This is a genomic window from Paenibacillus sp. FSL E2-0201, from assembly GCF_037963325.1.
GTDB lineage: Bacteria > Bacillota > Bacilli > Paenibacillales > Paenibacillaceae > Paenibacillus_AQ.
On sequence record NZ_CP150154.1, the window covers coordinates 1841256 to 1860709 of the forward strand.

14 protein-coding genes are annotated in these 19454 nt (G+C 43.7%); 13 read left to right on the plus strand and 1 reads right to left on the minus strand.

Going from position 1 to position 19454, the window contains the following annotated elements; genetic code table 11:
* Position 1: 1 nt before the first annotated feature.
* From NSU15_RS08150 to NSU15_RS08160, 3 genes are all read left to right on the plus strand, one after another.
* Positions 2-1264, plus strand: coding sequence for an FAD-dependent oxidoreductase (locus NSU15_RS08150; RefSeq protein WP_339289851.1), 1263 nt, complete (start codon positions 2-4; stop codon positions 1262-1264).
* A 377-nt stretch (positions 1265-1641) separates the two neighbouring features.
* Positions 1642-2559, plus strand: coding sequence for a DUF5692 family protein (locus NSU15_RS08155; protein WP_042125466.1), 918 nt, complete (start codon positions 1642-1644; stop codon positions 2557-2559).
* Between the two features lie 1136 nt (positions 2560-3695).
* Positions 3696-5084, plus strand: a complete 1389-nt coding sequence (locus tag NSU15_RS08160) for an MATE family efflux transporter (protein WP_339289852.1) — start codon at positions 3696-3698, stop codon at positions 5082-5084.
* 166 nt (positions 5085-5250) lie between these two features.
* Here NSU15_RS08160 and NSU15_RS08165 read toward each other — a convergent pair whose 3' ends face one another.
* On the minus strand, positions 5251-6123 hold the full coding sequence (locus NSU15_RS08165; RefSeq protein ID WP_339289853.1) for a CPBP family intramembrane glutamic endopeptidase: 873 nt from the start codon (positions 6121-6123) through the stop codon (positions 5251-5253).
* A gap of 665 nt (positions 6124-6788) precedes the next feature.
* Here NSU15_RS08165 and alaS point away from each other — a divergent pair.
* The 10 genes from alaS (at position 6789) to NSU15_RS08215 (ending at position 19430) form a co-directional block, all read left to right on the plus strand.
* Positions 6789-9422, plus strand: a complete 2634-nt coding sequence (alaS, locus tag NSU15_RS08170; protein WP_339289854.1) for an alanine--tRNA ligase — start codon at positions 6789-6791, stop codon at positions 9420-9422.
* A gap of 316 nt (positions 9423-9738) precedes the next feature.
* A complete protein-coding gene (locus NSU15_RS08175) occupies positions 9739-10014 on the plus strand; it encodes an IreB family regulatory phosphoprotein (protein ID WP_042125473.1) in 276 nt (91 codons plus the stop codon).
* On the plus strand, positions 10011-10430 hold the full coding sequence (gene ruvX, locus NSU15_RS08180; protein WP_042125475.1) for a Holliday junction resolvase RuvX: 420 nt from the start codon (positions 10011-10013) through the stop codon (positions 10428-10430). The genes NSU15_RS08175 and ruvX overlap by 4 nt, the downstream gene beginning before the upstream one ends.
* Before the next feature lie 13 nt (positions 10431-10443).
* Complete coding sequence (locus tag NSU15_RS08185; protein ID WP_038569507.1) at positions 10444-10752, plus strand: DUF1292 domain-containing protein; 309 nt, start codon at positions 10444-10446, stop codon at positions 10750-10752.
* Positions 10745-11053: a DUF1292 domain-containing protein gene (locus NSU15_RS08190; protein WP_042125478.1), complete on the plus strand. Its 309-nt coding sequence runs from the start codon at positions 10745-10747 to the stop codon at positions 11051-11053. Before NSU15_RS08185 ends, NSU15_RS08190 begins: the two co-directional genes overlap by 8 nt.
* A 382-nt stretch (positions 11054-11435) precedes the next feature.
* On the plus strand, positions 11436-12485 hold the full coding sequence (gene mltG, locus NSU15_RS08195) for an endolytic transglycosylase MltG (RefSeq protein WP_231574078.1): 1050 nt from the start codon (positions 11436-11438) through the stop codon (positions 12483-12485).
* Positions 12486-12541: 56 nt separating this feature from the next.
* The gene (locus tag NSU15_RS08200; RefSeq protein WP_042125480.1) at positions 12542-13474 is read left to right on the plus strand and encodes a peptidase U32 family protein; all 933 of its coding nucleotides are present in this window, start codon (positions 12542-12544) and stop codon (positions 13472-13474) included.
* Positions 13475-13570: 96 nt separating this feature from the next.
* Complete coding sequence (locus NSU15_RS08205; protein ID WP_042125482.1) at positions 13571-14902, plus strand: U32 family peptidase; 1332 nt, start codon at positions 13571-13573, stop codon at positions 14900-14902.
* 316 nt (positions 14903-15218) lie between these two features.
* Positions 15219-17396 (plus strand): methyl-accepting chemotaxis protein, encoded by a 2178-nt coding sequence (locus NSU15_RS08210; RefSeq protein ID WP_156114748.1) that lies wholly within the window; start codon positions 15219-15221, stop codon positions 17394-17396.
* Positions 17397-17561: 165 nt separating this feature from the next.
* Complete coding sequence (locus NSU15_RS08215; protein WP_339289855.1) at positions 17562-19430, plus strand: sensor histidine kinase; 1869 nt, start codon at positions 17562-17564, stop codon at positions 19428-19430.
* Positions 19431-19454 lie beyond the last annotated feature (24 nt).

A 19454-nucleotide genomic window follows, 5' to 3' on the forward strand; every position in this document is an offset into this window, starting at 1 on the left:
GATGATGACTAAGATGAAGCATGAAGACAGGATAGGGATCATCGGTGCAGGGATTTCCGGGATTACTGCTGCTTACCAATTAGCGAAAAAAGGATACACCCATATTACTCTCCTTGAGAAGTCAGACCGAGTAGGCGGAAAATGTCACTCCATTGAATACAAAGGGAAAACTTATGAAATGGGGACGCTAATCGGCTTGCCAACTTATAAACATACGATAGAACTTATGAAAGAGTTTGATCTTATGGATAAAGGGCCGCTATTGGAACGGGGATTTTTTGATAATAACGGGCGGAAGACTTCTCAGATTCCTATGGACCAAATTCAGGCATTTACTCAAGAATTCAAAAGGTTGCCCGATATTTTGAAGCGTTATAAGTCACTGCAAGAACCTGGTTTTCTGAACTTACCCTCAGATTTATGCCAGCCATTCTCAGAGTGGTGTGCAGAGAACGATCTAACTGTTATTGGGCAGGTGTATATGCATTATTTCAATACTTTTGGTTTTGGAAGTATTCAAGATGTGCCGGCGGCTTATGTGTTGAAATTCCTTACTTATGATAATTTATTATCCTTTATTGAAATCACTCACATGATAACCTGGCCTAAGGGAGTCACAGAACTCATTAGAAGAATGGCCGACCAAGTAGAAGATCTGCGTCTGACTTGTGAAGTGCTACATATGGAGCAAGAGGTGAACGGTCAAGTTCGGGTGGAAACAAGCCAGGATATCTTTTATTTCGATAAGGTGATTTATACATCTTCCTTAGAGCATCTGAGCGATAGGGTTCACTTATCTTCGGAAGACAGAGTATTATTTGAGCGCATTATCTATGAACGATTTCGGGTATATGCTTACAGAGTGAAGGGGCTACCGGAGCTATCTGGATATATCCCCCGCAATATGAACCCTGAACGTAAAGGACATATGATGGCATGGTATTACAGGTGGGCAGATATGGGAACAACAGATTTAGTTACGGTTTATGTAGCGGAGAATGATGAAATGACAGATCTAGAAATGCGGGAAAAGGTAGAAAATAAACTTCGCGAGCTTGGCGGCGAGAATATCCGTCTGTATATGATGAAGCGCTGGAAGCAGTTCCCCCATGTGGATTCTAATGCGATCCGGGAAGGGTTTTATGAACGGCTTGATCAGATGCAGGGAAGAGATGAAATCTATTATGCTGGAGAGATCATGAACTTTCCTACACTGGAGAACTGTATTGTATATTCGAAATACCTGGTTGAACGATTTTTTTGAATTGTGTTAGCAGTAGCCTTGTCCACAAAGAAATTTGTCGACAAGGTTTTTTTTACATTACAGAAAGAATCAATTTGGGGCACCACGCAAAGTATCTGGAGTAAGCATCAAAGCAAAACTCCGCTTTGCGGGGATATTTTACTTTCAAGTTAGGTTTACAGTGTGTAGTTCTACAGACATAGTTTCCAATTGAATTCCCTGCTTAGGATAGGTCCTCTGATAAATTCCAGTACTATTGATGTGTAAACTTAACTCGAAATGAGACTATGAAAACCTTGATAAATCAACGTTTTGAGTGGTTTGATCGTTCGAAGGAGGATGGGATATATTGGACTCAAGACATAGCTTATATACAAAATATGAAGGAGGAATTCATTATGTTTTTATTCGAATCGATTCCCTGGTACTCTGCTCTTATGTGGTTAGTAGTACTTGCAGGATTAATGATTTTCAACGAGATAGCTCGAAAGAGCAAGTGGTTCTCAATCATTCTATTTATAGCTGTACCTATTGTGCTTACCATAGCGGTTTGGCCGAATACGGCGGGTGAGGGTTCTAGTACTGGAACTTGGTTTCACTGGGTTAAGGTATATTCTGCTTTGGCAGGATGTTTAGGGTTCATGGCGATCCGCTATGTTAAAGGTTGGGACAAAAATAAATATATCTTAATGTTCCCGGCGATTATCCTTGCAGTTAACATCCTTGAAGCTGTTATCCGTGATTTCCAAGTGTACAGTTTGCAGGGTATGGTGGATGGCGTAATGATGGTAGGTGGTCCTTGGAACATAATGAACGGGATCGCAGGTATTCTGAACATTATTACGATTTCGGGTTGGATGGGTATTGTTATCAGTAAAGACAAGAGTAAGGATATGTTGTGGCCTGACCAGCTTTGGTTCTGGATTATCGCCTATGATATTTGGAACTTTGCTTATGTATATAACGCAGTTTCTGACCATGCCTTCTATGCAGGCGCAGCATTGTTGATCTCTTGTACCATTCCAGCTTTCTTCTTCAAAAAAGGAGCATGGCTGCAGCATCGCGCTCAAACCTTGGCGATTTGGATGATGTTTACGATGTCTTTCCCGGCGTTTGTTGGTGAGTCGAAGTTCGCTGTTCAATCCTCACATAGCGAAACCGCACTTTGGGTAGTGAGCGCATTATCCTTGGCTGCTAACATTGCAGTATTTGTCTATCACTTCTATAAAATTATTAAACATAAACGGAATCCGCTTAAAGTGGAAGTGTATACAGATTTAGCGGCTTATAAGGCGATTGCGGAGAGTGTGAAATAATAAAAGTCTAATAGCTTCTTTAAGAATCCGCGCCTAGCGCGGGTTTTTTTATGGAATAGAAATTATAAAATTGCGAGATTGCGGAGAAATGTAAAACGAATTTATGAGATGGGCCTATATTCAACTGGTGGCCATGGAGAGCACTGTTTTTAATTAAGCTCACGCCTCTTTGGGATGTATAACGGGCCGAGCGGACCTTATATCCTTCGAAATGCATGTTTTAGTCGAGCTTACGGACAAATGTATGCGGAAAACCAAATATAATGTGCTGATGGTAACGTAATCGAGCCGAATGTATGCGAAAAAGCGAATACAATGTGCCGAGGTAATGTAAACGAGCCCAATGTATGCGAAAAACCGAATACAATGTGCCGCCAGTAACGTAAACGAGCCGAATGTATGCGAAAAACCAAATACAATGTGCTGACGGTAACGTAAACGAGCCGAATGTATGCGAAAAACAGAATACAATGTGCTGATGGCAACGTAAACGAGCCAAATGTATGCGAAAAACAGAATACAATGCGCCAACGGTAACGTTAAAGGGCCAAATGTATGCGAAAAACCGAATACAATGTGCCGATGGTAACGTAAACGAGTCAAATGTATGCGAAAAACTGAATACATTGTGCTGATGGTAACGTAAGCGAGCCGAATGTATGCGAAAAACCGAATACATTGTGCTGATGGTAACGTAAACGAGCCAAATGTATGCGAAAAACCGAATACAATGTGCCGACGGTAATGTAAACGAGCCAAATGTATGCGAAAAACCAAATACAATGTGCCGACGGTAACGTAATCGAGCCAAATGTATGCGAAAAACCAAATACAATGTGCTGAAGATCGATCATAATCATCAAGCATAACGCAATCCGCTTAAAGACTTTTGCCAATACTTTTGATGAACGAATGATTCTATGGTCTGATGGTCTGAAGCTGCATAATTCTGATGAAGTTTATGTTCTCCAAATATGTGAAGGGCAGTTGTTGTTTTTTGACTCCTGATTAAAGACTTAAAAGTGTATCTATAGTAAACTGAATGTAAAGTGCCCACGGTATAATGGGTATAATTTGTTGAAGAGCTCTTCGGATGAAGAGTTTTTTCCATTTTACAGAAAAGAATGTGATATGTTATGCAGCAGCTTCGGGCTAGTCTTCAGAAGAAAAGATTACTAGAGAAATATCTTTCTGGGGAGGGGATGGATTATCGGCAAATTATAGCTTTATTTATTCCAATTCTGATAGACCAGGCCTTCATTATTGGACTGAATCTGGTAAATACCGCAATGATCAGCTCGTCCGGGATGGCGGCGGTCAGTGCAGTGAATATGGTGGATTCGCTGAATATTTTTCTGATCAATGTGTTCGTGGCGGTTGCAACCGGGGGAACAGTGGTAGTCGCGCAGTATAAAGGGAGCGGAAACGACCGGATGGTGTCCCAGGCTACGGCGGCTTCGGTCGCCTCGGTGTCGCTGATCGCTTTGGGAATTGGTCTGTTGCTAATGGGATTACATACTCCAATATTGAACCTGTTGTTCGGAACCGCCTCACCCGAAGTGCTGGACAATGCCCGCATCTACATGATCGGCAGCAGCATCTCGTATCTGGGTATCGCGGTGGTTCAGGCGGTTTGCGGAGCTCTGCGAGGAGTGGGCAAGACACGAGCTTCTTTGATGCTGTCGCTCATCATGAACCTGCTGTATGTTATCCTGAACGTGGTCTTCATTAACCTGTTGCACATGGGTGTGCTGGGGATGACGCTTGCGATTAATATCGCGCGGTATGCAGGTATGGTTTGTGCCCTGGTGTATCTGTTCAAGGTGGATACGGCCCTGCGGGTGCGTTTTCGTGACCTATTCCGAATCCCTCTGACCATGCTGAGGAGAATCATGTTCATCGGCGTGCCGTTCGCGGCGGAGCAGATGTTCTTCAACGGGGGTAAGCTGCTCACTCAGGTGTTTATTGTCAGCCTAGGCACTTATGCCATTGCGACCAATGCCATTGCCGGCTCGCTGGCTCTGGTGTTTCAAATTCCAGCCAGCGCGCTGTCGCTAACTATAGTAACGGTGGTCGGCCAATGTATCGGGCGGGGGAATGTCTCTGAAGCCAGAAAGTTCATCAAGTCCTTTCTCTGGATCGGGTCCGGCTCTTTGGCGTTGATCGCCTTGATTCTGATGCCGCTATTCCACCCGCTGGTATCGATCTTTTCCCCACCTCCCGAGATCATTGACGATCTGTTTGTGGTGCTGCTGGTGAATTCCATTGCCCAAGTTCCGTTGTGGGCCGTCAGCTTTATTTTGCCGTCTGCGCTGCGGGCAGCGGGAGATTCCCGCTTCACCTCAATTACCTCGATGCTGACGATGTGGCTGTTTCGGGTGATTTTTGGATACATCCTTGGGATCGTACTAGGCTACGGTGTCATGGGTGTCTGGGTGGCAATGAACTGCGAGTGGGCCGTTCGCGGGGGCATTTTTCTGTGGCGCTTCAAAGGCAAAAAGTGGTTTGCACACAAGCTGATTTAGAGTTGTTGATAAGGATACGCTACCTACGCCTGCTGGCGGAAACGTAGCTCTTTTATATTAAAAACGTAGAAATACAGCACAGGGCAGCGATTCTCATATTTACTTGAGAGTCGCTGCCCTACGTTTTGGTGATCGACTGCTTCCGAAGTATGGAGGGAGGGATTTGCTAGTGGAGACTCAAATCCATAGATTTCTGCGCTCGGAATTTCTTTCTTTTGAAACAAATTAAAAGACAAGTCAGTAACAATACACAGATTAAAGTTGCTGTATAAGTAAAACTACTATTCCAAAACATAATCTGAACATTCATTAAGGAATGGACGCCAATCACGAAAAATAGATTCTTGGTTAAAACATAGAGTAATGAGAATATGACCCCTAGGATTACTAGAATGATAAAATCATAAACAAAATCAATTCCGACTAATCCTGAATAGATCCGATTTGGGATATGTATAGCGGCAAAGATCGATTGTGAGATAAGCATTGCATAAATAATGCGTGAAGTATTGGTTTTGACTTTTTTGACTTTATTTAATAAAAGATAAATTTGAACTAGCAGAAAGCCCCGAAACAAAACTTCTTCCAGTAAAGCATTTCCGAAAATCTGACCCAGAAATCCACCGAAGACGACGTTCGAATTCGTAAAGATATCATTATTGAATGTTAAACTTGAGTGAGTCAGTAATGTCATACCTAAATCAACAATGTTTATAGCAAGCCAAAATAGTAAAGTACCGATAAGTCCTGCTAATAATTTATTTTTTCTTAACCCAATATCATTAGGTGATAATTTAGCTATTATACATAAGAAAATAACCACTTCTAACACAAGGCCGAACAGATTTGCAGCTAACGTTTCGTTGATCCATCCGTTTGTGCTTTTGGCAATAACGCTTAAAGTTCCATTTGCAAAAAGGACAAGGTTAACCGTTAGTGTGAAGAGAATATGAATAAAAATGAGACTGACGATATAGCGTATTGATGTAGGCTTAACTTTAACAATCGATAGCTCCTCAGTTACTTTATTGCGCAGCATGATTTGTAATCCTCCTTAGGTTTTACCCGAGCATTGCGTATTCTAGAGCATCATTTACAATACATAATTTTCCAAATGATATCTGAGATTTACTATATTCTTTAAGTGCCCGAGTTCACCATTACAAAAATCATATATTCTCACTATATCCTTAGCTACCCCCCGGATTGACAGATGCAGGGGCACTGGCTATACTTGAAATGTTAAAATGTAAATCGGATAAAACGTTGATGAAAATGAAGTACGCCGGAGGATGGCTTGATCAGAGAACAGGTTCCTTTACGAAAGCGTTTCGTAATGGCTGTGAGAACCTTGAAGACAGGCCGGTGGAAAGCTAATTTCGGAGTGTGGGATCACAAATCTCACCGGGGGCACCCGTTATCAGCCGCGACAAGGCGATCGTCTGCAATTTTCCCGTGAATCGGGTTAAGGCGATAACCAGGGTGGTACCGCGATATTAATCGTCCCTGAATTATTCAGGGGCGTTTTTTTGTTTTTATTTAAATATAAGAAAGTATAAGTTTCGCACCATACTTTATGTCTTATATTTCTCGCTTAAACGCTTATCGTCCTTATAAGGACGCCGAAGGCGTTTATGCTTGTTTAGAAAATTTGTGTAATCTGGCGCATACGCCGAATTAATGATGAGACGGGAGCTGTAAATAATGAAAGCAAGTGAAATTCGTTCCAAATGGCTTAAGTTTTTTGAAAGTAAAGGTCACAAGATTGAACCTAGTGCATCCCTCGTACCGCATAACGATCCATCGCTGCTGTGGATTAACGCAGGTATGGCACCGCTGAAAGCTTACTTTGATGGACGTGAGATTCCTGAGAATCCGCGCCTGACGAACTCACAGAAATGTATTCGTACCAATGATATCGAGAATGTAGGGAAGACACGTCGTCACCATACGTTCTTCGAAATGTTGGGTAACTTCTCTATCGGCGATTATTTCAAAGAAGAAGCTATTACATGGGCTTGGGAATTCTTAACTGGCAAGGAGTGGATCGGCTTCGATCCTGAACGCATCTCCGTAACTGTGTATGCTGAGGATGAAGAAGCATTCAAGCTATGGAATGAAAAAGTGGGCTTGCCAGCAGAACGCATCATTAAGCTGGGAGATGAAAACTTCTGGGATATCGGCGAAGGCCCTTGTGGTCCTTGTTCGGAAATCTTTTATGACCGCGGCGAAGCTTACGGCAGCGACATGAGCGATCCAGAAATGTATCCAGGCGGAGAAAACGAACGCTGGCTTGAAGTATGGAACCTAGTGTTCTCACAGTTCAACCATAACAAGGATGGCAGCTATACGCCGCTTCCGAACAAGAACATTGATACCGGTGCTGGATTAGAGCGTTTTGCTTCCATTTTGCAAGATGTAGATTCCAACTTCGATACCGATTTGTTCCAACCCATTATTCAAAAAACTGCTGAGCTTGCCGGTGTAACTTATAAAGATAATGTTGAGCAGGATATCGCGCTTAAAGTTATCGCTGACCATGTGCGTACGGTTACTTTTGCCGTAGGTGACGGAGTACTTCCTTCTAATGAAGGTCGTGGTTATATTATCCGTCGATTGCTACGCCGTGCCGTTCGTTACGGAAAAACCTTGGGTCTGGATCGTCCATTCCTGCATGAATTAACGGAAACTGTTGGCGAGATTATGGGTGTGTATTATCCATCCGTTGTCGAGAATCGTGAATATATCGCAAAGATTATCCGTACAGAAGAAGAACGTTTCCATGAGACATTGTCTGACGGATTGGCTATTTTGGGGGAGATCAGCACTAAAGCAAAAGCGGATGGCCTCAGCACCATTGCTGGAGCCGATGCATTCAAGCTTTATGACACTTACGGGTTCCCATTTGACTTGACTGAAGATTTCGCAGCAGAGCAAGGATTAACTGTAGACCGTGAAGGTTTCGATGCCGCTATGCAAGAACAGCGTGACCGTGCAAGAGCAGCACGTCATGACGGTGGCAGCATGAAGATTCAGGGTGGCGCATTGGCGGATCTGACGGTTAAAAGTGAATTTGTTGGATATAATGACTCGGTAACAGAGTCGAAGATTATGGCTATTGTTGTGGGTGACGAATTGGTGGACACTGCTGGCGAAGGCGTAGAGTGCCAAGTGATTCTTGAGGCAACACCGTTCTACGCTGAAAGTGGTGGACAGGTGAGTGACACGGGTGTGCTTACTGGCGGTTCGGTTACAGCTAAGGTAAAAGGATTGTTCAAAGCTCCACACGGTCAACATGTACATTTGGTAACTGTGGAAGCTGGAGAATTGAAAGTAGGCGAATCGGTTCGCGCTGAAGTAGATCGTGCACAGCGTGAAGATATCGTGAAGAACCATACAGCTACCCATCTACTGCATAAAGCGCTCAAAGAGGTTCTCGGCGGCCATGTTAACCAAGCAGGATCGTTAGTGGAAGGCGCACGTTTACGGTTTGACTTCTCCCATTTCGGAGCGATTACACCGGAAGAACTAAGCGACATCGAGCATCGCGTGAACGCACAAATCTGGCGTGGTCTTGATGTAGTCATTGAGAACAAGCCGATTGATGAAGCTAAGGCTATGGGTGCTATGGCACTATTTGGTGAAAAGTATGGTAATATCGTCCGTGTCGTTCAAGTCGGCGATTACAGCCTTGAGCTTTGTGGCGGATGCCATGTATCCAACACATCTCAAATTGGAATTTTCAAGCTGCTTAGCGAAAGTGGTATTGGTTCTGGAGTGCGCCGTATCGAAGCAGTGACTGGACGTTACGCTTATCAGTTCACTGAGAGTCAACTGGATCTGCTAAAGCAATCTGCAGGTCTACTGAAGTCTTCTTTGAATGATGTTCCAAAACGGATTGAAGCATTGCATAACCAAGTCCGTGAGCTTTCGCGTGAGAATGAATCCTTGCAATCTAAGCTGAGCGCAACATTTGCTGCTGAACTAACGAGCAGTGTGAAGACGGTTGGCACAGGTACGCAGCTTCTTGCTGTTGCCGTTCAAGCAGGAAATATGGATGCATTGCGTTCCACTGCAGATGAATTGAAATCCAAGCTTCCGGATGCTGTTCTTGTTCTGGGTGCTGCCATGGACGATAAGGTGAACTTTGTTGTAGCTGTACCACAGGATCTGGTGAAAAAGGGCTTCCACGCTGGTAAGATCGTTAAAGAAGTTGCAGCAGTATGCGGCGGCGGCGGCGGCGGACGTCCAGATATGGCACAAGCTGGCGGTAAAGACGCTTCCAAGCTTAGTGAGGCACTGGCTAAAGCTGAAGAATTAATAGCTTCCCTAGCATAAATTAAAATTACGAAACTATTTCTTAATTTAAACGTATTACGAAAAAACATAGCGGTACTGAGAGGTTGACATCAGTACCGCTACTCTTTATTAACAGGTGGTTAGATTTTCATGGAAAGTTGTGCTTGACAATAGCTTAAAAGCCAAAAATATCATTATTTTTGTAGAGGAAATACCAAAAAAAGCGTTATTCCACGCGTAGGATTTCCTCGTTGGGCTATGAATATGTTATGATAAAGGAAGCAAGTGAGCTGCACAGTAGCAACTTTGCGAAGCCGCCCTGATAGGGTGATTTTGCAGAAGGAAGGTGTCACAAATGGACTCCATGGACAAAACGGTCAAATTCAATGTGAAGGGCGACGAAAAGGAAGCTTCTCCCCAGGAAATATTGCTCGCTGTATACGATGCACTGGTGGAGAAAGAGTATCATCCGATCAATCAGATCGTAGGGTATCTACTTTCCGGAGACCCAGCTTACATTCCGCGTCATAACAATGCGAGAAGTTTGGTCCGGAGAAAAGAACGTGATGAGCTGATTGAAGAGCTGGTTAGATTCTACCTCGTCAATCACAAGGTGGATAATCCCAGATGAAGAAGAAGTTAGGACTGGATTACGGCGACCGTAGAATCGGTGTAGCCACAAGCGATGTTTTTGGATGGACGGCACAAGCTCTTGAAACGATTGAGCGCCGCGGTACTGGTAATGAGTTCGAACGTATTCGTGAACTTGTTACGGAGCACGAAATTGGAGAGATTGTAGTTGGTCTACCGAAGAATATGAACGGCTCAGTAGGACCCCGGGGCGAAATCTGCATAGAGTTCGCTGACAAGCTGCGGGAGCAATTTGCAATGCCCGTACACCTTTGGGATGAGCGTCTGACGACGGTATCCGCAGAGCGGGTGCTGATTGAAGGGGACGTCAGCCGGAAGAAACGCAAAGGGATTGTGGACAAAATGGCTGCAGCCCTGATTTTGCAAAATTTTTTGGATGCTAACAGTAAAAGGTGAGGGGTGCGAGGAAATGACAAACGAACAGATTGGCCAAGAGGAAGAACCGGAAATTATCTATATTCCCGATGAGGAAGGTAATGAAGAGGAATTCGAGGTCATTATGAAGTTTGAGGTTGATGGCTCGGACGCTAAGTACATGATGGTGGTTCCGCTTGATTCCGAGGACGAGGAAACCGATGAGGTTTATGCGTTCCGTTATGTGGAAGAAGGCGACGATCTTCAATTGTTCATGATCGATAATGACGAGGAGTGGGCGATTGTCGAAGAGACTTTCAACACACTGGTTGACGAGTTGGACGGAGGATCTGAGAATGACTGAACGATCCGCTGATCAAGCGGTATGGACTTCTCGACTTAAAGAAGCCTACGGAGAAACAGTAGAACTGGAAGATGAGCAGGGCAAGTCTTCCATTTACGATATTATTGCCGAATTTGAAGTCGGTGGTCGCGGCTATGCTGTGCTGCAAGGCGCTGGTAAAGACGTGGATTATGAAATCCTGCGTATCGTTGTCTCTCCTAACGGACTTCCGGAATTAGAGAACATCGTTGACGATGAAGAATGGGAAGATATCTCAGAACTATATGATGAGATGACTTTCCCAGTGGATGACGCAGAGTAAGTCTTAAACATGTACGTTACATTTATGACGAGTACGGAAGAGGGCGGAGAATTCCGCGCTCTTTTTGCTTGGTATATGTGATGTTCTTTTTGGAGAATTCAACTATTAATTCCTGAGATTTAGGTACGATCATCAATCCCTCTTACTTATAGGGAATTCTCCTCATAAGTAAGAGGGATTGGTTGGTGTTTTGATATTATAAGGAATTACTCCCTATAATTTTAAGGAATAACCGGGATCATGCCCTTAGCTCATGAAATATAGGGAGTAATTCCCTGTAACTCTTACAGTGACCTCCTTATGTAGAGCATTTCTTGAGATATGTATTGAATTTTAAGTAATACACTTTTATACTTTATAGTCGGAAAGTGAGGAACCTGACTTGAAATCCGCAATCCGTACTGTGCTTATCGTTATTCTTTTGCTGGTAGCAGCAGGAGGCGGAGGCGCTTGGTACATTTGGAACGGGATGCAGCCGGTAAAGCCTGCAGGACCTGCCGTAACATTTACGATAGAGAAGGGCATGGGCAGTGCGGAAATAGCCGACCTGCTCGAACAAAATGGCATTATTCGCAACAGTCTTTTTTTTAAGGGATATTTGAAATGGACCAAAGAAGGTTCTAGCTTCAAGGCTGGTACTTATGTTGCTAGTCCAGGCGATACCTATGACGAGCTCATCGAGAGGTTAAATGCTGGTGATGTTGTTAAGGAAGAGACCATAACCTTTACAATTCCCGAAGGATATACTGCTGAGCAGATTGCCAAGAAGCTTGCTGAAGCGTGGAATCAGGAGGCTGCTATTTTTCTCGAAATAATGGATACCGGTGCGGGCTTAAAGGGAGTTGATCTTCTAGGTATCCCACAGGATAAGAATCTTCGCCATCGTCTTGAAGGATACTTGTTCCCAGAAACGTATGAACTAGCTAAGGACAGTACACCGCAGGAAGTTGTAGAAGCGTTATTGGATCAGTTCCAGAAGAAACTGGATACGATCCCGAACTGGAAGCAGAAGCTTGAAGCACGTGGAATGACGCTGCATGAACTGTTGACGGTGGCCTCGTTAGTTGAGCGTGAAGTCGTGGTAGATAGTGAACGACCGCTAGTCGCTGGCGTGATTTATAACCGCTTAAAGAAGGAGCAAAAGCTGGAGATTGATGCTACGGTTCAATATTTGCTCGACAAACAGAAGGAAAGACTGTTATATAAAGATTTGGAAGTTGACAGTCCTTATAATACGTATAGAAATATTGGGCTTCCTCCGGGACCTATTAGTAATCCAGGGCTGGCTTCCATTCAGGCGGCACTTGAACCTGAGGCATCTGAATACTACTTCTATGTGACTAAGAAAGATGGTACACAAGGCCATTTGTTTGCTAAGACCTACAAGGAACATTTAGCCAATATCGAAAAAAGTAAGCAAGAATCGAAATAAAATATTAAAATGAAGAGTGGTGCGGTTGAAACAACTGTACAAGTAGGAGGTACAACATGACTAACAAACCGGAATTGTTGGCGACAGCAGCATCCTTAGAGGAAGCTGCTGCTTTGCTGGATGCCGGAGCCGACGCGTTGCTCATCGGGGATGACCGTTTCGGCATGCGTCTTGCCGGACATTTTTCTCTGGAGGATTCAGCTGCTGTCGTAGAAATGGCACATGCGCGTGGCTGCAAGGTATATGCTGGACTAGGTGGGCTCATGTCCAACCTTCTTCTCGAAGAGCTTCCTGCCTATGTGAAGGCTATAGGTGAACTTGGTGTTGATGGTGTTGAATTTGGTGATCCTGCTGTGTTGACTACAGTGAAAAAGGAAGCGCCGGGGATGAATCTGCATTGGAATGCAGAAATGACCTCTACCAATTACGCAACCGCGAATTATTGGGGGCGTAAAGGGGCTAGTCGCGTTGTTCTTGCCCGTGAGCTGAATATGGATGAAATGACGGAAATGGTTCCGCTTTTAGAGGTAGAAGCACAGGTTCAGGTTCACGGCATGACCAATATATATCATTCCAAGCGTAAGCTTGTAGAAAGCTATATGTCACATCAAGGACGTCCAATTGAAGGGGGCAGTCTTGGCAAGGAACGTGGTCTATTCTTGATTGAGGCAGAACGAGATGACCAAAAGTTCCCGATCTATGAAGACGTGAACGGTACACATATTATGAGTTCGGATGATATTTGTATTTTGGAGGATCTTCATATCCTTATGGCTGCAGGCGTACAGAGTTTTAAGATTGAAGGATTGTTGAAATCAACAGCTTATAATGTGGCGGTTGTTAAGACATATCGCAAAGCTATTGATCTCTATGCAGCTGATCCAGAAGGCTATTCTTTCCAAGAGGATTGGATGGAAGCAATCAGAACGTTGCAGGATCCAGAACGGGAGCTAAGCTTCGGATTTTTCTATAAAGAGCAAGTATATTAAGTTTAATTTAAGACAGTTTTTAGTTCCCCGCAAAGACTAGGTGCTTGTAATCAAGTGTAGACATCACTTTGTGGGGCTATGGAGGGGAGAACAGGAATGGGAACCATGACAAAGCCGCAATTCAAGGGCAAACGTTACCGTCTGGACAAACCGGAGCTCCTAGCTCCAGCCGGTAATTTGGAAAAATTAAAATTCGCAGTACATTATGGTGCGGATGCTGTTTATATCGGAGGGCAGAAATACGGTTTGCGTTCAGGGGCAGACAATTTCAGCTTTGAGGAAATGCGTGAAGGTGTTGAATTCGCGAAGAAGTATGGCGCTAAGGTATTTGTTGCAACGAACATTTATGCTCACAATGAAGATGTCGCAGGGATTGAAGAATATCTGCGTAACCTATATGAAGTCGGTATTGCTGCCATTATCGTAGCTGACCCAGTCATTGTAGATACAGCGCGCCGTTTAGTACCTGGATTAGAGGTGCATTTGAGTACTCAACAATCTACACTGAACTGGCAAGCTGTATCCTTCTGGAAAGAAGAAGGTCTACCACGCGTAGTACTCGGGCGTGAGACAAGCCTGGAAGAGATCGCCGAAATTAAGAAGCATGTCGACATTGAAATTGAGAGCTTTATCCATGGTGCGATGTGCTCCTCATACTCAGGTCGCTGCGTATTATCCAATCACTTTACAGACCGTGACTCCAATCGCGGAGGCTGCTGCCAGTCTTGCCGCTGGAAATATGATCTGTTCGAGGATGCGCGTCCTGAAGGCACTTGGGTGTCTGAAGAAGATCAAGCTGAAGTGCAATCTCCGGCACCTTTACTTCCGGGTGTAACTCAGATTCCACTGCATCAGCAAGGGGATAATCCCTTTTCCATGGGATCTAAGGATTTGTGCATGTTGGAAAGTATCCCTGAACTCATTGAAGTCGGTATCGACAGCTTCAAGATCGAAGGACGGATGAAGTCGATTCACTATGTAGCTACTGTCGTTAATGCTTATCGTAAAGCCATTGATGCTTACATGGCTGATCCGGAAGGGTACGAGTTGAAGCAAGAGTGGCTGGACGAGCTGAACAAAGCGGCGAATCGTCCGCTTAACACAGGGTTCTTCTATGATACTCCGGATCATGAAGATCATATCTATGAACCGGAAGAAAAAGCAGCTCCTTATGATTTTGCCGGACTTGTGCTAGAATACGATGCTGAGAGTGGAATGGCACTAATTCAGCAACGCAATCACTTCAAGCCTGGTCAGGAAGTTGAATTCTTCGGACCGAATGATACGTTCTTTAAGCAGACTGTAGCGGAAATATGGGATGAAGCAGGCAACCCGCTTGATGTAGCCCGTCATCCTCTGCAACGTGTTCGCATGAAGGTAGATCAACCAGTAGCATACTTTGATATGATGCGTAAGAGAAAATCTTAATAGGATACAGGGATGTTCTTTGTTAGAAGAGCATCCCTGTTTTTCTTTTGACAAAGCTAACAATAAGTTATATATATTAGTAACTAACAAATAAACCCAAGAAGGAGGGTAGAACGAACGAAGTTTTTTTGCCTCAAAATACATAGGTTAAAAGTTATAAAAAAAGTGTATTAAAGCTAAGAAAAAAGACCTAATATACCGATATATAATATAGTTAGCGCTTTCATATGTCCTCTAATATTAGCGGGTAGATGATCATGATGGGGATCCTGATCAAGATAGTATTAGTGAAAAGCATAAAGAGAGAAGGTTAGAGATGAAGAAGAATAATAAGAAATCCGTAAATGTACAGAGCAATGAAGCAAGCACAGGTAAGACATCAAAGCTAGATGCTAAGAATATGGTGTTGGGTTGGGGAAGCCAAATCAAGAGAGTGAATCCTATCAAATCCGTCGGAGTGAAGTTATTTCTAATCTTCCTATGCTCCACTGTAATCGTAGTGATGTCACTTGGACTAATATCATATTCAAAGGCAAAAACAACGATAAAGAATAACGTATCCGAAGCTTATCGTCAGACTATTATTCAGACTGCGGAGAAGCTGGATATTACCTTGAAACAGTATGAGAACCTGGCATTGCAGCTTTATTTTGATGCACAAACGCAAACGGATCTTAGGGCTTTGGTGAATGCCAAAACGTCTTATGAGAAGTTTGAAGCTACAAGCTCCATTAGTAAGAAATTATCCAGTCAGACTACAACAGATTCTAATATTATCAGTGTCTCTTTGATTCCAGAGTCACCTGATCAAGATATTGTTACAAGTGGTAGTGGTGGCATTAATCTTGATGGATTAAGAGAGCAAGAATGGTATAAGACGGTTCTAGCCAGCACTAAAGAATATAATCCATATTATTCAGACGGTGACAAAGGCGGTGCCAAAAATATTTGGTTCTCCACTTCCGTTCAAGGAAATGAAGAAAAGGATATCGCTATGGTGAGATCTCTTAAAAATCTGGGATCAAATGATAGTTACATAATCATGATTGTAATGAAAAATGCACTGTTGGAAGAAGCTTTCGCAAGCGTGAAGCTTGGAGACGGCTCCCGTATTCAATTGGTGACTCCTGATGGAACAGTGGTGGCTTCTACCGATCAGAAGGATGAAGGAAAGCCGTCGGAGTTTACTTTTATCAAAGAGAGCAAGAAGAATAACACTAGTCTAGATGTCAAAGATTCTAACGGCAAACCAATTCTGGCGGTGTTTAATCCGATGATGCGTGCGGATTGGAAGCTCACCGGTGTAGTTCCTACAGACGAGCTTGTGAAGGAAGCACGTCCGATTCTGTTGACAACTTTTATTGCGGCTGCGGGTGCGGCTCTGCTGGCGATATTCATCGGAATTTGGATGGTTCGTATGATTGCTCGCCCACTGGCACGTTTGAAGAATCTTATGGTTCAAGGTGCAGGTGGAGACTTAAGTGTACGCACAGAATATGTGTCTAAGGATGAAATTGGTCAACTGTCAGCATCCTTTAACTTGATGATGGAGCGGATTACTGAGCTTGTATCGCAAACGACAGAAACCGCTCGAGATGTGCTGGAGACCGCTGGGGAGCTTGGAGAAGCATCGCGCAAGACAGCTATCTCAGCGAAGGAGATCGCAGCCGCGACGGAAGAAATCGCCGGAGGAGCAGGCAGCCTGGCACTTGAAGCTGAACGTGGGAATGAGCTTACAGATGTGATAGCTACACAAATGCAGACTGTGATCAGTGCCAACTCTGAGATGGACGAGGCTGCTCGTGGGGTAGGGGAAGCCAGCGCGCAAGGTGCTAAACAATTAACGGATTTATTGGATCAGACTAGCCGTACTGGGGAAAAGACAAGTGCGCTTGTAGAGCGTGTTAATCATTTGAAAGAAACGGTATTCTCAGTAATTAAGGTACTGGACGTGATGAAGAGTATCACACAGCAGACGAATATTTTGTCATTAAATGCGACGATAGAAGCTGCACGTGCAGGTGAAGCTGGTAAGGGCTTTATGGTGGTAGCGGGTGAAGTGCGACAGCTTGCCGACCAATCGAAGCAGTCTATTGCCCTAGTAGCCGGAATCACCGACAAGATCATTATGGAAATGAACGAAACGGAAGCTGTATTATCTGAAGTGGCCCCTCTCTTCAAAGAGCAAATAAGCTCAGTGAAGAGTACGAGTGATATCTTTGTATCCGTAAAAGGACAGATGGATGAGTTTATTACTAGTCTGGAATCGGTGACAACAGCGATCAGCAGCTTAAATCATTCACAGGTTGTGTTGTCAGAAGCGATGGGTAACGTCAGTGCTGTAGCTGAGCAATCTTCAGCGACTTCCGAAGAAGTGGCTTCACTCAGTAACGAACAGCAAAGTGTTAGTGATCAACTCGTTTCACTATCAGGCAAGCTGGAAAGTGCTTCAGGACAGTTGAAGGACAAGCTGTCATTATTCACTATAAAGTAATAGGATCCCTTATTAATAATCATTATATGGTCTTCCTAACAAAACCGCTTCTTCGCTATGAGGAAGCGGTTTTGTTATTGTATAAAGAAGAACTTCCCCGTATAATAATTTTGTTAGGTAATTAATAATAACAAGTTAGTAAAAAGGTTTAAGGAGAAGGACCCTATGAAAGGTAAACGCATCTTTGGCTGGTGGTCCGCTATCGGGGACATGAGTATGGAACGCAAGCTGCTCCTCGTCTTTTTAATCATTATTACGCTTCCGCTAACCTTCATTAGTGTGTTTACTTATAAGAGTTATTCAGCTTCTATTCAGGGCAACACTATTGCTTATTCTGAGAAGCTAATCGATCAAATGATGGATGGAGTAGATGATTATATCGAAGATATGAAGCGAATTTCATCTATGCCAGCCTATGTGAACGATATTAAACAAAATTTAATTCGTTCAAACCGCTACTATGAGCAGAAAGAGATCATGGGTGGGAAAGGAGGCAGTGCCTCATTGTCGCCTAGAGATTTTGATCTGTTGCTATCCATTCAGCGGGGAATAGAAGGTAATATTTCATTTATTAACAATATTAAGCGAGGCGCGAACACGGTTTATATTTTTGATGCTCATGGGAATGGCTATTATTCTGCCAAGGATGGTGGAGTGCGGCTTGACCTTGATCAAAGCTATACGTACTGGAGTCAGCAGACGAAGGATTCCAGCGGAGAAGCACTCTTGTTTGGCACCCAATCGTTTACGAGTAATTTGCAGAGTACTCGATATGCTTTTACTGTTGTTCGCAAAATCGTGGATGGATTGCTAAATCCGATTGGGCTGATCGCGGTAGAAGCGAATATTAGCAATCTGGAGAATCGAGTTAAAGAGTTGGATAAAGTAACACATGGCCAATCTCTGATTGTTGATGGAAATGGGATGGTCGTGTACGACAGCAATAAAAAGCTTCTTGCCACAGATGTATCTGATTCAGAGCGATTCAAAAGGGTCGATGGGATATCCGGAAGTTTCTATGATACAGTCAACGGAAAAGAATTTCTAAATATCTATTCAAGCTCTAACAAGAGCAATTGGAAGGCCATTATCTCCATTCCTGTGGATGTGCTGATGCGGGATGTGAAGGTGACCCGTAATGCAACACTCGCTGCTACATTAAGTATCATTGTGTTGGCGCTAATCATCTCCATTATTCTTTCCTTTGCGCTCACTAAATCGCTATCCCAAATGATTCATCTGATGAAAAAGGTTCAGGGCGGCGATCTGGATGTGATGTTTAGGGTTAGACGGCGTGACGAGATTGGTCTGCTTGGACATCAGTTCAATCGAATGTTGGCTCGGATCAGACAGTTAATTCAAGATATCTACCGAATCGAAGAACAGAAGAAGGAAGCGGAACTTCACGCTCTGCAGAGTCAAATTAATCCTCATTTTATCTATAATACGCTGGAGTCGATCCGGATGACCGCTGAGCTTAATGATGATATTGAAGCTGCGGATATGATCTCTATTTTAGGTAAACTGCTACGGTATAGTACAAGTGATTTGAGCGGTAAAACGACAATGAAGCAAGAGCTTGGATATGTGCGCAATTATGTTGAGCTGTTGAATTGTCGCTACCCTAATCGTTTCGTGCTGGAGATCGACGTGCCGGATGCTTTAGATAATTACTCTATTATCAAGCTAGTTTTCCAGCCGATCATAGAGAATGCAGCCTATCATGGCTTAGATGATAACAAACCGCAAATGCATCTAAGCATTCGTTGCGAGATTACTGAGCAAATGCTGTTGTTTCATATTAAGGACGATGGCTGTGGAATGGATAAGCTCACTTTGGAGAGATTGAACGATGGGCTTCAGAAAGAAAGTCCTCCTAAGAAAAGCATCAATGGGGGGATTGGTATGAAAAATATACAGCAACGAGTGCGCCTTCATTATGGAGCGGCATATGGAATTGAGGTATACAGTGTGCTTGGACAAGGGACGGATGTTATTTTGTCGCTGCCGCTGCTGGAACCGGAAGTGATTTGATTACCTGACTGAAATCAGAGGGGG

Coding starts and splice junctions, on each gene's coding strand:
- NSU15_RS08150 (WP_339289851.1), top strand. CDS start 2: ATGATGACTAAGATGAAGCATGAAGACAGGATAGGGATCATCGGTGCA.
- NSU15_RS08165 (WP_339289853.1), bottom strand. CDS start 6,123: ATGCTGCGCAATAAAGTAACTGAGGAGCTATCGATTGTTAAAGTTAAG.
- NSU15_RS08155 (WP_042125466.1), top strand. CDS start 1,642: ATGTTTTTATTCGAATCGATTCCCTGGTACTCTGCTCTTATGTGGTTA.
- NSU15_RS08185 (WP_038569507.1), top strand. CDS start 10,444: ATGACAAACGAACAGATTGGCCAAGAGGAAGAACCGGAAATTATCTAT.
- NSU15_RS08205 (WP_042125482.1), top strand. CDS start 13,571: ATGGGAACCATGACAAAGCCGCAATTCAAGGGCAAACGTTACCGTCTG.
- ruvX (WP_042125475.1), top strand. CDS start 10,011: ATGAAGAAGAAGTTAGGACTGGATTACGGCGACCGTAGAATCGGTGTA.
- NSU15_RS08210 (WP_156114748.1), top strand. CDS start 15,219: ATGAAGAAGAATAATAAGAAATCCGTAAATGTACAGAGCAATGAAGCA.
- NSU15_RS08190 (WP_042125478.1), top strand. CDS start 10,745: ATGACTGAACGATCCGCTGATCAAGCGGTATGGACTTCTCGACTTAAA.
- NSU15_RS08200 (WP_042125480.1), top strand. CDS start 12,542: ATGACTAACAAACCGGAATTGTTGGCGACAGCAGCATCCTTAGAGGAA.
- NSU15_RS08215 (WP_339289855.1), top strand. CDS start 17,562: ATGAAAGGTAAACGCATCTTTGGCTGGTGGTCCGCTATCGGGGACATG.
- alaS (WP_339289854.1), top strand. CDS start 6,789: ATGAAAGCAAGTGAAATTCGTTCCAAATGGCTTAAGTTTTTTGAAAGT.
- NSU15_RS08160 (WP_339289852.1), top strand. CDS start 3,696: ATGCAGCAGCTTCGGGCTAGTCTTCAGAAGAAAAGATTACTAGAGAAA.
- NSU15_RS08175 (WP_042125473.1), top strand. CDS start 9,739: ATGGACTCCATGGACAAAACGGTCAAATTCAATGTGAAGGGCGACGAA.